We start from the raw sequence: 13,591 nt of genomic DNA on the forward strand, positions 1-13,591 counted from the left end.
CGTGGCTTAACTTATCTTAATAATCCATTATTTCGTGATGAAAAAAAGGAAAATTTGTCGATAATCAGCTTGAGGATAGTTAACTTAAGTCAAAGTTTTAAATTGGAATACGCTAAAGTCATTATAATATATTGACGAAAAAATTACATTTATTGCTATGTGGATAATAGATATATGCTATTGAAAGTGATTTGATTATTAATTTGAGGCAATTAGATGGATTGTTTCCGGAGAGCCCATTTAATGTCCTGTCCGATGATTTCTACTGATTGACTTTGCCAAGGGCCGTCTGAAAGTAGGGCGGCCGGATTTTCAGAAAGGGAGAAAAGAGGTTTGCCTGCGCCTAACAGTTTCGGCGCTTGGTAGAGGACGATTTCATCCACCAAGTCATCCTTCAGGAAGGCTGAAGCAAGTGTGGAGCCGGCTTCTACCAGAACTTCGCCAAAGCCAAGCTCTGCCAGTTGCGGCATGAGTGAAAGAAGATTGATGCGGCCGTTGATGTGTTCAGACGGCCTGATGATGCGGATATGTTCAAATGCGTTTAGAGCCTGCAAACGTTGTTCGTCTGAGGAAAGGGTAACGATAACGGTCGGGCTTTCGGTATCAGTAACGAGGTGGCAGTCTAAAGGAGTTTGCAGTCGGCTGTCCAAGACGATACGCGCAGGTTGGCGTAGAGTGGGGAAGCTGCGAACGTTGAGTTTCGGGTTGTCGGCAAGTACGGTACCGATACCGGTCAAAACAGCGCAACTTTCGGCTCGGAGAATTTGTACGTCTTCGCGCGCCGCTTCGCCGGTAATCCAAAAGCTGCTGCCGTCTGAAAGGGCGGTTTTGCCGTCCAAACTGGCGGCGCACTTGAGGCGGACAAACGGTCTGCCACGTTCGATACGTGACAGAAAACCGCGGTTCAGTTCGCGCGCCTGAGCTTCTAATAAACCGCTTTCGGTACGGATTCCGGCGGCTTCCAGCATGGATAAGCCTTTGCCTGCAACCAACGGGTTAGGGTCGGTCATGGCGGCGACCACGCGCGTTACGCCGGAATGAACCAGCGCTTCGGCACATGGCGGCGTGCGGCTGTAATGGCTGCAAGGTTCCAGCGTGACATAGGCCGTTGCGCCTTTTGCCGCCGCTCCGGCCTGCCTCAAGGCATGAACTTCAGCGTGCGGTTCGCCTGCTTTGACGTGGAAACCTTGTCCGACGATTTGGGCGCCGTGTGCAATTACGCAGCCGACGCGGGGATTGGGAGAAGTGGAAAACCGCCCAAGCTTGGCCAGCTCGAGGGCGGTTTGCATCATTTGGGTATCAAGTGCGGAAAACATGGTTTCAGACGGCCTTATTTGGCTTTGCATTCGGCGATGACTTGGGTGAATTCGGAAACGTCTTTAAAGCTTTTATAGACAGACGCGAAGCGGACATAAGCGACTTGGTCGATTTTTGCCAGCTCTTCCATCGCCATTTCGCCGACGATGCGCGAAGCGACTTCTTTTTTGCCCAAACGGTAGAGGCGCTGCTCGATGAGGGCAACGGTTTCATCGATTTGTTCTTGTGTGACAGGACGTTTGTGCAGCGCGCGCTCAAGGCTGGTCTGCAGTTTGTGCGCATTGAAGGGAACCCGTGTGCCGTTGGATTTGATGACTTGCGGCATCCGCATTTCAACGGTTTCAAAAGTGCTGAAGCGTTGTCCGCATTCCAAGCATTTGCGGCGACGGCGGATGCTGTTGGTGTCTTCCAGCCATCGCGAGTCGGTTACTTGAGTGTTGGGGTGTTGGCAAAACGGGCACTTCATCGGGTTTCCTTGTCATACGCTCGGCAAGGTCGCTAAGCAATTGAATTTATTGTTTGTGAACTATTATTGTAGCGGATTGCGTTATTTTCGTATAGTAAAGGCTTTTGCGTAGAATTTAGGTATAAAAAGGCCGTCTGAAAGGGCAACTTTGGCGAAGTCGGGCTTTTCAGACGGCCTTGTGTTTTTCAGTCAATCAAACGTCAAACCGATACGCCGACGGCACGGGCGATTTCCAAACCTTCTTCCGCGCTCATATAAACCGGATTTTCGGGGCGGTCGCTGCGGACGATATCGCCGTCTTGAAACATCACCAATTCATTGACTGCCAATTGCGACCAAGTTTCATCGCGGGTCAGGGGTAGGGTGGCGATGACGGAGACCTTATCGTTTGGCGTGGTCACTTTGGAAAAATCGACCATCACATCATCGTCCAGCAGACGCGCTTTGCCAAACGGGGCTTTGCGCACGATGTAGTGCAGCAAGGTACTGGCATGGGCAAACAGGCAGTCGCCGTTGGACATCACAAAGTTGAACAAACCGTGGCGGCGGATTTCATGGGTTAGGCCGGCAATGGCGTCAAACAAAACTTCAGGTTCGGGCTTGGCGGCAAAGCGGCTGCGCAGGCGGTTGAGAATAAAGCAGAACGCGCGTTCGGAATCGGTTGAGCCGACGGCATGGTAGTACTCACCCTGCTCGGGGAAAAAATCAATCAAATGGCCGTTGTGGGCAAACAGCCAATATTCGCCCCACATCTCGCGCATGAAGGGATGAGTGTTCGCCAATGAGGTCTGGCCTTGTGAGGCCTTGCGGATATGGGCGATAACGTTTTCGGATTTGATCTGATAGGCGCGTACCAAGTCGGCAACAGGCGAGTTGGCGCTGGGCTTGTCGTCGTGAAACAAGCGCACGCCTTTGCCTTCAAAAAAGCCGATACCGAAGCCGTCGGCGTGGTAATCGGTAATGCCGCCACGACGGCGGAAGCCTTCAAAAGAAAACATGATGTCTGTGGGAGTGTTGCAATTCATGCCGAGCAGTTGGCACATGGCGTTAACCTTTTTTTTGGGTATTTATAGGGTCATTATGGTGTATCGGGCAGGTAGTTTCAATATATTCTTTGCCGTTTTGGGGCAGGTGATACAGGTCGTATCGAATTAAAAATAAATATTTTCGCCTTATTGGAGATTTTTAGAATATTTGCTAATTCTGTGCTAACACTTCCCCTATAAAATGTTTTGTAGAACAAAAAGACCTCCTCACATAACGATATGTTCTACTCACAACGAAACATAATTTTCCCCACCATCGTCTTACCTCAAGGAGTGTTCAATGAAACTGAATCTGCAAAAAACCACCGCTGCTGTTTTGGCTGTTGTGTTCAGCGCAGGCGCATTTGCCGCTAATAATGCCTATAACCCATTCGAGTATGGCTACAAAAATCACAAATACGGCAAAAAATGGGGTAAGCCTGCATCTGAAGCCGAAGGCGAAAAAGTGATGAAAAATGCAGCCTACCGTTCAGGAGTGTATTACACCAACGTAAACCGCATTCCGGCAAAAGCAGACCGCAACGGCGTGAAAACCGTACAGGTTAACGACGCATACACCCGTCAAAATCTCGGCCGTTATGCATTTGATACCATTAAGAGCGGCGGTTCGGAAGTATATTACGGCGAGTGGGTCGGCAAAGAATACGCTAAAGGCACCAACCGCGGCGTTTACTACTCCGGCGACAAACGCGCTACCTCTATGCCTGTATCCGGTGTAGCCAACTACGCGGTTAAAGGCATCAACAACTACACCGGCAATAATCCTCTGACTGGTACATTGCGTGCCGACTTCGGTCAAAAAGTCTTGACCGGTTCTATGAAAAACAACGCCATGCAGCTGGATATTCATTCCCGCATCAAACCGTCTAGCGCATCATTTGAAGGCTACGCCCGCGCCAACGGCCACTTCGGTACAACCGAAGGCCACTTCTTCGGCAACGGTGCAAGCGCGTTGGCCGGTGTTGCCAAATTTAAGACCGACCGCAATCTGGATACGGCATACGGCGGTGTAAAACGCTAAAATCCGTAGTTAAGTAAAATGAAAGCCTGCTTCACGCAGGCTTTTTTAAACACCAGCCCGCCAACCTTCTCAAGGTCGTCTGAAAACCACCGACCGGAAAGCCGACACCATGTACAAACCGTCTGCCTGCCTTCTCCTGTTTCTCGCTGCCCCCGTCCTTGCCGTGCCCCGTTCTGACTTTTCAGACGACCGTACCGCGCAACGCCTGTGGCAGGACACCCGCCAAACCATGCAGGAACAGGAACAAAAAGTGCGCGAATACCGCCTCGACATTCCCACTGAAAACATCGGGCAGACAGCCGAAACCGACCCCGAAGCCGACCAAGGCGAAGCCCTGTTCAACGCCGTCAATCACAGCGACTGGCAGACCGTGCGCCCGCTGCTCGAGCGTTATACACAGCAAACCGAATACGATCCCGACATCGCCCTCTTGCCCGCGCCTCGCTCGCCCGCGGCGAAGGCAGATGGAAAACCGCCAAACAAGAATACGAAACCCTGCTGCAACGCCATTCCGACTTCATACGCGGACGGCTTGATTACGCACGCCTGCTTTTTGAAGGCCGTCTGAACCGAGAAGCCTCTTCTGAATTTGCACACATTCAAAACGAAGACTTGCCCGAAGCCGTCAAAGAAAACATCGCCCATTTCCAAGATGCCTTGAACCAACGTCAAAGCTGGAAGGGCAGCCTTTCCATCGGCGCCGTCCACAACAGCAACATCAACGAAGCCAGCGGCAAAACGTGGTGTAAAACCGAAATCGACGGCGAATGCTGGGAAGAATTTTCCGGCGACAAACCCATTTCCGCCAACGGCATCAAATACGAAGCCGCCGCCGTCCGCCGCTGGCAGATTAAAGGACACCACGGCATCGCCGCCCGCGCGCTCGGCTACGGCCGCTTCTACCGCGACCATAAAGACTTCAACGAACACACGCTCAACCTCAGCGCAGGCTACCAATTTGAAAACCACCGCCACACTTTCGCCCTTGCCCCACTCGTCGAATGGAACGGCAGCGGCGGCAAAACCCTCAACCGCGCCTACGGCGTACGCAGCGAGTGGAACCTCGAAAAGGGCGGCTGGACGTGGAACACTGAAGCCGAGTGGAAACACCTCTCCTATTCCGACAAAACCCGCCTGCTCGACGGCAACCTCATCTCCGTTTACAACACCCTGTCCTACTTCCCGTGCAACGACCTCATGCTCTACGGCGGCATAGACTGGCAGCAGCGCAAAGCCAAAGAACCGGTGGACAGCTACCGCCTCATCTCCGCACGGCTGGGCGCGGCAAAAATGTTTGAAGCCGGCTTCAACGCCTCCGCTTCCACCACCTTCGGCATCCGCAGCCACCGCGAAGAAAACGCCGTACTCGAACAACGCCGCCGCGACAAAGAACAAACCTACCGCCTCAGCATAGGCGCGGACCGCTGGAAATTCGCCGGCCTCAAGCACGTCCTCAGCTACAAACACCGCCGCGTTAGCGGCAACACCGACTGGCTGTACAGCTACAAACAAAACGCAGTCAGTCTGTCGCTGGTCAAATCGTTCTAACGCAGGACGCAGAAACACAAAGGTCGTCTGAAAATCGGATTTCGGGTTTTCAGACGACCTTTGCCGTTTTTTATGTGCCGTATTTTTGCCCGTATCCCATTCCCTGCCTTGCGGATAGAAAGAAACTGAAAAACGGCGCGGATAGAGGTTTTGGCTATAATCAAAGCATTAGGAGTTATTTAGCCTGCGTCAGTCCGTTTGTTAAAATCCGTCGTTTTGCCGTTTGATTGAACGGCATTTTCCAATAGAAACAAATCATAACCATGACACACACACAGCAAAAATCCCCTGACCTTTGGCTGGTGACCGCCGCTGCCGCCGCCATCCTGCTGATTACCATCGGCATGCGCATGACTTTGGGACTGTTTGTCCGTCCCGTCGTCGACTCTACCGAGCTGAGTATCCAAGAGTTCAGCCTGATTATTGCCGTTTTCCAGTTGATGTGGGGCTTGTCCCAGCCGCTTTCTGGCGCGCTTGCCGACCGTTTCGGCGCGTTTAAGGTGTTGGGCGGCGGCGCGCTGTTGCTGGCATCTGCCTGTCTGATGGTGCCGCAGATGCCGACTTATTGGGGGCTGATGCTGGCAATCGGGCTGCTTTTTGCATTCGGCACTGGCGCGGGCGGTTTCTCCATCATCATGGGGCAGGTCGCGGCGAAAGTGCCGCCGCACAAACGCGGTTTGGCTTCGGGGCTGGTCAACGCGGGCGGTTCGGCGGGGCAGTTTCTGTTTGCGCCGCTGGTGCAGGGTTTGTTGATATTGCCCGCCGTCGGCTGGACGGGGACGTTTTATGTTTGGGGCGGGATTGCGCTTTTAATCCTGCCGATTTCGTGGTGGCTGGCGGGCGGCAAAAACGCTGTCGCCACACACCATACGTCGTCTGAAAACGGGCAATCGCTGGGGCAGGCAGTCAAAGCGGCGTTTAAAGACCGCAGCTACATCCTGCTGCACTTGGGCTTTTTTACCTGCGGTTTCCACATCGCGTTTCTGGTAACCCACCTGCCCAACGAAATCGCGCTCTGCGGTCTGCCCGCTTCGGTCGCTTCGACTTCGATTGCGATTATCGGCCTGGCGAACATCGCGGGCTGCATTTTTTCGGGCTGGTGTACGGGGCGGTTTTTGGGCAAATACGTTTTGTTCGGACTCTACGCCTCGCGCGTGGCGATGGTGTTGATCTACCTTGCCGCCCCGAGAACCGACGTCAATTTCTACATTTTCGCCGCCGCACTCGGCTTCACTTGGCTCGCCACCGTCGCCCCCACCGCTGCGATTACGGGCAAGCTGTTCGGCATGCGCTATCTGGCGACGCTGTTCGGACTGACGATGTTGAGCCACCAAATCGGCGGTTTTTTAGGCTCGTATATCGGCGGCATCGTGATTTATCAATTCAACGATTACGGCTGGATGTGGTATGCCGACGCGGTGTTGGCGGGGACGGCGGCTTTGCTGAACCTGCCGATACGCGAAAAGAAAACGGCGTAACCCGCTTGAACAAAGCAAAGAACAAAGGTCGTCTGAAAACGGAAAAGCGGTTTTCAGACGACCTTTTTCTATCATTAGTGGGAAACGGTCGATGTGTTTGGCAATCATGGCTTGGGCGGTTTGCTGAAAGAAGGTACTCATGAAAAATCCCCTAAATGTCTTGGTGGGAATTTAGGGGATTTTGGGGAATTTTGCAAAGGTCTCAATTAGCGTGCAAATGTGCTTGCAGTGAAAAAATATTGGAAATAATATCAATGCAAGTAATAATTTTTATCAAGAAGGAGATGAGTGTGAAATTTTTAGCTGCTTTGCTGTGGCCGGCCATGTTGCTGCCCATTTTGTCTCATGCCGATAGCGGCATTCAGACGGTCTCTGTTTCTCAAGCATATGCGGATGACGCAACGGGCTGCGGGCAGCTTTATCCTGTAGAGAGCTTCGAGAATTTGTTCAGACAGATGGCCGGCACGCTGCATAGTGCCTGTTTGCTTGATATGCCGCCTGAAGATTTAGCGAAAAAGTGGCAGATTCCCGTGTACCGGCGCTATCTGCGGCTTTCCGGCCGTTTGCGGCCTGACGGAGAAAAACAGGCGGTACTCAGATGGAAAGACAAGGCAGAGCGGCAGAAATGGCTCAAACACAGGCGGCGTAAGCTAAAACGGCCGACCGACGGCTTTATGGTAGTGCATCAGACCGACTACGACGGCAGTACTTTTTTAGAAATCGAAGCAACGCCTGATTATTTAAAGCATTACCGTTCGCTGTTTCCTGACAACCGTTATCCTGATGATTTGCCGAAACCCTATGTTTCATCTCATATCCTAAGCCCGGTCAGCGTATGCTTTAACAATGGAACAGAACAAGTTTTTCCTAGGTATACGGTAGTAAAACAAGTAGCAGTAGATGAAAACAACCATTTGATCGGGAGTGATAGACATTTGGTTATAAGGGAGGAGAAAGGTGCAGGAATATTATTTCAGCATCCAACAGACAAATGCATTAATGATATTTCCAGCATCTTTCTTATCAGATAGTCGATAGTATTTAATTTTAAAGGTATATGGTATGGCTACAACAGCACAAATCCGGCAGCATTTTTTAAAATTAGGGATGCCTGTTTCGGAAGTTAATCAGATTATTCGGGATTCAATTTTACTGGGGCAAACCCATAACTTTATCAATCAATGGGGGTTAGGGAGTATTCAAGCAAACACTAAATATTCCGGCATATTTTTCCAAAGCAAACTAATTGGCAGTAAAGAAAATAGAAGTATTGTATTCGGTACGGCAGACAAAAGATATCTGACTGCTTCTGATTGGGCTCATGAGTTAGGACATGGTTTGTCGAAAACAATTTCCAAGCTTGATCTTGATATTGATGGAAATCGCAATATAACAGCGAATGAATATGCACGAAGATTTGTTTATGAAGAAGGAAAAGCCGAATACAACCGTTTTCAGTTTGATTTGCGGAACAATCCCAAAGAAACCAAATACGGATCGGATACGGCAGCAATCAAGGCGATGAACCAACAACAGGCTGTTGATTATTTTGCCCATAAAATGAAAACCCAAAACCCCAGCGGCGAGCCCGGCGATACTTATTGGACATTGGCGAAATCAATATTCCTTAAGAAAATCAATCCAAACCTGCTAAACGGTAAAACTCCGGCCGAAAAGTAAAAAATCCTGCAATCAGGAATGGATGAAGCAGCGCCTGACCATCCCAGCAGACTGTTTGGCGTAGGTGACGAGCGGGTTCGCTTTCAGAAAACCGATCCAAATATGCCGCTTAGTCTGATGCCGATGATGACACGTGGAAATCCTATGTTGATGGTGGTATTTGTACCTGCCAACAGCCGTTTGGCAGACGGTACGGTAACGACGGCTGCAAGAACAGCGTTATATTATTCTTCAGGCGGAAAGCAGGGGGCGATTGAATTCGGTATCGGTAGCGCGGGCAAGAGTGTCAGCTTCAACGATAATTTAGTAAATTACTCAAAAAGTGCGTATGCGGCATTGATTACTTCAGCCAGCAGGCTTCATTCCAATGCAGTGAACCGCTTGGCTGCTTTGGTCGAACAGCAAAAATCCGAACAGGCATCAGGAAAAGGCAAAGAAATTCATAATGAAAACGAAGCTTTGAAAGCTTTGCAGGATTTACTGAACAAAGCCAATATTTCACTTGATTTGCAGGGCGGAGTGGATAATCTTCAGCAGAATTTTGACCAAATTGCCAAAAATTACCATACTCCTCTTGCTATCGAGCTGTATGGAGAAGAGTTGCTCACGACTTCGGTGGAGGATGGAGTGAGTTTTGATATGGATGGCGACGGGATGGTCGAACAGACGGCTTGGCTCAAAAAAGGCAGCGGTTTTTTGGTTTGGGATAAAAATGGAGACGGCATGGTAAACGACGGAACGGAGATGTTTGGTGAGGCAACAGTTATGTCTGACGGCAAGCGCGCAGAAAACGGCGTAGAAGCTTTGAAAGATTTGGACAGCGACAATAATAATATCATTAATCAATATGATGAATTGTGGGGCGAGCTAAGAATCTGGCATGACGAAAACAGTAACGGGAAAACGGAGGAAGGAGAGCTTTCTCTATTGTCCGACTGGGATATCCAGTCGATCTCTTTGGATTTTGCAGAAATCAATCTGAAAGATGAAGCCGATAATAAAATATTATTTGAATCAGAAGTGGTTTTGGAAAATGGGGAAAGGCGCAAGGTTGCCGATATTGATTTCCAAAACGACAAAGGAATTTACAATGAGTTGGCAGGTGAAATTTCAGCAGAGACAGCCGCTGATGTCGTGTATCCGACGGAAATTTCAACATCGGTTATACTGCCCGGAGAAAATACTGCATATATCCCGGCCGTATAAACACGTTATCAGATATGGCTTCCAAAGATATGCTGATTTTTTATTTTCAGGTAGCCTGAAAACGCTTGGCCGCCTCTTCCAGCATTTTCCATTCTCCGCCGCTGCCGTGGTAGGTTTCGGCATCAATCTCGAACACGGCTTTGCAGTGTGTGCATTGGAAATAGTGGGTCAGGAAATCGTACCAGCCGTGCAGGCGGCGGTTGCCCTGTGGGTCGGTGTCGATGATGTAACCGCTGCGGGCGAAGGTTTGAACATAGTCGGGACTGATACGCCGGACTTTGGCGTAGGCGAGGGTGATGTCGGCCAGCGTGCCGTCTGCCAGGCGGTCGGCGGCGCGCAGTAGCATTTGCGACAGTTTTTGCGGGGTTTTGATGCGGACGGTGGGACGAAGGTCGGCGCAGTAATCGCACATGGTTCGGGTCTTTCGGTGGGAGATGGGGTGCAGGCTGCTTTTTTGGCAGGATAATCCTTTTGCGTGAGGCATTCAGACGGCCTTAAAGTGTTTCCATACAGGGCGGCATTGTTCGGGTAAGTCGGGACAGGCGCCGAGTATGCCGCCGCTGAAGTCGTTGGGGCGGTGGAAGTCGCTGCCTGCGCTGGCGAGAAAGTCGAAGCGGTCGGCAAGCAGGGCATAGTTGAGGCGGTCGTTTTTACAGCAGTTGCCACTGTGCACTTCAATCCCTGCGCCGCCGAGATTTTTAAATTCTTGAAACAGGTTTCGTTTGGCGGTGGCGGATAATTCATAGCGCATCGGGTGGGCGATAATGGCCATGCCACCCGCGCCTGTAATCGCGGCTACGCAGTCTTCCAGTGTGGCCCATTCATGTCTGACGGAACAGGATTTGCCGTCTCCCAGATATTTGGTAAATGCCTGCTGTTTGTTTTTGACATGGCCTTCGCGGATGAGGAATTCGGCAATGTGGGTGCGGCTGGCCATTTCTTTGTTGGCGGCCAATGCCAGTGCGCCTTCATACGCGCCTGTTATGCCTTTTTTCTCCAGTTTGGCCGCAATGGATTCCAGTCGTTTCAGACGGCCTTTGCGGACTTCGGCAAGTAGATTTTGCAGGGCTTCGTTGTGTTCGTCAAAGTCCAAACCGACAATGTGGATGGTGCGGCCGTGCCAAGTGACGGATATCTCCACGCCGTTGACGAAGGGGAGGCCGAGGGTATCGGCTTCGGTGCGTGCTTCGGCAAGTCCGCCGGTATGGTCGTGGTCGGTCAGGGCGAGCAGGGTGCAACCGTTTTGACGGGCGAGTCGGACAACTTCGGTTGGGGACAACATGCCGTCTGAAACGGTCGAATGGCAGTGTAAATCAATCATGGTTTTGCTTTGAATTTTCTTAAAAAAGGCCGTCTGAACGTTTCAGACGGCCTTGCTTTAGAACATTAGAACAGAGAGTCCAGTTGTTGTCTGTTATTGTTGCCGGTATTGCTTGGCAGAACTGGGGTTTCGTCTGATTCTTCACGAGCTGGCGCAGTGTTGCTCTCGGCACTGCGGCGGTTTTCATTCGGAACGGCACGACGGGCAGGTTGAGCAGGACGCGGAGCAACGCCGCTGTTGTCCAAGGCCAGGTCGGAGCTGGTGGTCATGCGTTCGCGCATATACACTTCGCCGCCGTTTGTAACCACGCCTTCAGGTGCTTTCATCGGTTTGACGCTGGTGCCTTTCAGGGCGAAGCGCATGTATTCTACCCAAACCGGTACGGCGATTGTGCCACCGTAGCCTGCACTGCCCATGCTGCGCGGTTTGTCAAAGCCGATATAGACGGCAGTCACAACGCTAGGGGTGAAGCCGACAAACCATGCGTCTTTGTTGTCGTTGGTGGTACCGGTTTTACCGGCGATGTCGGAGCGGCCCAGTGCGGCTGCACCGCGCGCGGTACCGACACGGACAACGTCCTGCATGATTTTGTACATAATGTAGGCGTTGCGCGGGTCAATGGCTTGAGGTGCGTTTTCACCGGCCACTAACGGCTGCATTTGCGCTCTCAGACGGCCTTGGCTGTCGTAGATTTTGTCGATGACGTGGGCAGATACTTTGTAACCGCCGTTGGCAAAGACGCTGTAACCTTCTGCAATACGCAACGGAGTGGTTTCGCCTGTACCCAAAGCCATAGACAGGCTGGCAGGGATTTCAGATGGCTTGAAGCCGAAGCGTTGGATATATTGTTGCGCGTAGCCGATGCCGATCGACATCAGGATGCGGATGGATACCATGTTTTTCGACGCGGTCAAAGCCTGACGCAGCGTGATGTAACCGGCATAGCGGCCGTCAGAGTTTTTTGGGTTCCACGCTTTACCGTTTGCACCTTTGCCCGGCAGGGAAATCGGCGCATCGTTAATCATGGTGGAGGCAGTCATGCCTTTTGCCAAAGCGGCGGAATAAACAAACGGTTTGAACGTCGAGCCGGGTTGGCGCATGGCTTGAGTTGCGCGGTTGAAGGTTTTGCTGTGGTAGTCGTAGCCGCCGACCAATGCACGGACTGCACCGGTTTTCGCGTCTAAAGACACCAATGCGCCTTGCAACAAAGGCTCTTGAACGACGGTAAAAGTATCGCCACTGCCTTTAACGCGAATGACGGAGCCGCGACGGATGCGGTCATCTCCCATTTTTTCGTTGTTGACGGCACGGGCGGCAAAGCCTAAAGCGTGGCTGTTCAGCGTGACTTTACGGCCGCTTGGCAACTGAATCTGTACACCTTTGCGTGAGGCTTCCAATACAACCGCAGGAATCATTTTATCGACGGTGTAAAGTGTAGAAAGATATTGGCTGACAGTTTCTTCTACGTTATCGCTTTTGCTCAGGTCGATGTAGTTTTCTGCACCGCGGTAGCTGCTGCCGCGGTCGAAATTGCGCAGAACTTTACGCAGGGCTTCGGTGGCGACGCGCTGGTGTGCGGTATCGACGGTGGTATATACCTTGAAGCCTTGTGTGTAGGCATCTTCGCCGTATTTTTCAAACAGCTCTTGACGCACCATCTCGGCAACATACAGGGCATTTTGGTCGATGTTTTGTACAAAACGCTCGTAATGCAACTCTTCTTTCAAAGCCTGATCGCGTTGCTGCAGGGTGATCATGCCTTCTTCCAGCATATTGTTCAGAATATAAGCCTGGCGCAGTTTGGCACGCTCAGGGTTTACAATCGGATTGTAGGCGGAAGGTGCTTTAGGCAAGCCAGCCAACATGGCGGCTTCAGCCAATGTTAATTCATTAACATTTTTATTGAAATAAATTTGGGCGGCAGAGGCAAAACCATAAGCGCGTTGACCCAAATAGATTTGGTTGAAGTACAGCTCCAAAATCTTGTCTTTACTTAAAGACTGCTCGATTTTGTAGGCCAACAGGGCTTCGTTGAACTTACGGGTGAACGAACGCTCGCTGCTCAGGTAGAAGTTTTTGGCAACCTGTTGCGTAATCGTACTGGCACCGGATTGAACACCGCCGGCTATGACGTTGCCGATTGCGGCGCGCGCCACGCCCCAAACGTCCACACCCCAGTGGTCGTAGAAGCGTTTGTCTTCGGCGGCAATCACGGCGTCTTTTAAAATTTTCGGGAAGTCACCGATTTTGGTAAATTCACGCCGTTGTTCGCCGTAAACGCCAATGACTTGGCCGTCTGAAGAATAAATCGTCAGCGGCATTTTTGGTTTGTAGTGTTGTAAAGAGTCCAAAGACGGCAGTTTTGGATAGGTTACCAGAATTGCAATTGCAATCAGACCTATACCGAAAAGAGCCAGTCCTAATAAGAGACCCATACAGGTCGTTATAATCTTTTTAATCATGACTAAGTAATAATTTTGCCATTAATGGCGATAAATAAAGTAAAAT

The 13,591-nt window shown here is 51.0% G+C and carries 13 protein-coding genes; 7 read left to right on the forward strand and 6 right to left on the reverse strand.

Features of this window, described 5'->3' with window-relative positions; genetic code table 11:
* Positions 1-212 precede the first annotated feature (212 nt).
* The 3 genes from ribD to ACTHTQ_RS00555 form a co-directional block, all read right to left on the reverse strand.
* Positions 213-1,316, reverse strand: coding sequence for a bifunctional diaminohydroxyphosphoribosylaminopyrimidine deaminase/5-amino-6-(5-phosphoribosylamino)uracil reductase RibD (gene ribD, locus ACTHTQ_RS00545; RefSeq protein WP_440362756.1), 1,104 nt, complete (start codon positions 1,314-1,316; stop codon positions 213-215).
* Positions 1,317-1,330: 14 nt separating this feature from the next.
* Entirely contained in the window at positions 1,331-1,783 is a 453-nt protein-coding gene (gene nrdR, locus ACTHTQ_RS00550; RefSeq protein WP_070607152.1) for a transcriptional regulator NrdR, read from the reverse strand.
* Between the two features lie 200 nt (positions 1,784-1,983).
* Complete coding sequence (locus tag ACTHTQ_RS00555; RefSeq protein WP_440362757.1) at positions 1,984-2,826, reverse strand: class II glutamine amidotransferase; 843 nt, start codon at positions 2,824-2,826, stop codon at positions 1,984-1,986.
* Positions 2,827-3,109: 283 nt separating this feature from the next.
* Between ACTHTQ_RS00555 and ACTHTQ_RS00560 the strand changes: the two genes are divergently transcribed.
* From ACTHTQ_RS00560 to ACTHTQ_RS00590, 7 genes are all read left to right on the forward strand, one after another.
* The gene (locus ACTHTQ_RS00560) at positions 3,110-3,850 is read left to right on the forward strand and encodes a Slam-dependent surface lipoprotein (RefSeq protein WP_283120797.1); all 741 of its coding nucleotides are present in this window, start codon (positions 3,110-3,112) and stop codon (positions 3,848-3,850) included.
* A 109-nt stretch (positions 3,851-3,959) separates the two neighbouring features.
* Positions 3,960-4,418 (forward strand): hypothetical protein, encoded by a 459-nt coding sequence (locus tag ACTHTQ_RS00565; protein WP_440362758.1) that lies wholly within the window; start codon positions 3,960-3,962, stop codon positions 4,416-4,418.
* A 44-nt stretch (positions 4,419-4,462) separates the two neighbouring features.
* On the forward strand, positions 4,463-5,398 hold the full coding sequence (locus tag ACTHTQ_RS00570; protein ID WP_440362759.1) for a surface lipoprotein assembly modifier: 936 nt from the start codon (positions 4,463-4,465) through the stop codon (positions 5,396-5,398).
* Positions 5,399-5,661: 263 nt separating this feature from the next.
* Positions 5,662-6,876, forward strand: coding sequence for an MFS transporter (locus tag ACTHTQ_RS00575; RefSeq protein WP_440362760.1), 1,215 nt, complete (start codon positions 5,662-5,664; stop codon positions 6,874-6,876).
* A 284-nt stretch (positions 6,877-7,160) separates the two neighbouring features.
* The gene (locus tag ACTHTQ_RS00580; protein WP_224783472.1) at positions 7,161-7,907 is read left to right on the forward strand and encodes a hypothetical protein; all 747 of its coding nucleotides are present in this window, start codon (positions 7,161-7,163) and stop codon (positions 7,905-7,907) included.
* Positions 7,908-7,938: 31 nt separating this feature from the next.
* Complete coding sequence (locus ACTHTQ_RS00585) at positions 7,939-8,556, forward strand: hypothetical protein (RefSeq protein WP_224783463.1); 618 nt, start codon at positions 7,939-7,941, stop codon at positions 8,554-8,556.
* Positions 8,557-8,574: 18 nt separating this feature from the next.
* On the forward strand, positions 8,575-9,762 hold the full coding sequence (locus tag ACTHTQ_RS00590) for a hypothetical protein (RefSeq protein WP_224783464.1): 1,188 nt from the start codon (positions 8,575-8,577) through the stop codon (positions 9,760-9,762).
* 46 nt (positions 9,763-9,808) lie between these two features.
* On the opposite strand, the gene ACTHTQ_RS00595 is transcribed toward ACTHTQ_RS00590, so the two are convergent.
* The 3 genes from ACTHTQ_RS00595 to ACTHTQ_RS00605 all read right to left on the reverse strand — a co-directional run bounded on the left by ACTHTQ_RS00595 (position 9,809) and on the right by ACTHTQ_RS00605 (position 13,545).
* Complete coding sequence (locus ACTHTQ_RS00595; RefSeq protein WP_241479500.1) at positions 9,809-10,246, reverse strand: hypothetical protein; 438 nt, start codon at positions 10,244-10,246, stop codon at positions 9,809-9,811.
* The gene (locus ACTHTQ_RS00600) at positions 10,247-11,083 is read right to left on the reverse strand and encodes a PHP domain-containing protein (RefSeq protein WP_049328905.1); all 837 of its coding nucleotides are present in this window, start codon (positions 11,081-11,083) and stop codon (positions 10,247-10,249) included.
* Between the two features lie 65 nt (positions 11,084-11,148).
* Positions 11,149-13,545 carry a penicillin-binding protein 1A gene (locus tag ACTHTQ_RS00605; protein WP_440362761.1) on the reverse strand — a complete coding sequence of 799 codons (2,397 nt, stop codon included), beginning with the start codon at positions 13,543-13,545 and terminating at the stop codon, positions 11,149-11,151.
* Positions 13,546-13,591: the final 46 nt, after the last annotated feature.

It is taken from the genome of Neisseria sp. P0020.S003 (genome assembly GCF_051957095.1).
Lineage (GTDB): Bacteria > Pseudomonadota > Gammaproteobacteria > Burkholderiales > Neisseriaceae > Neisseria > Neisseria subflava.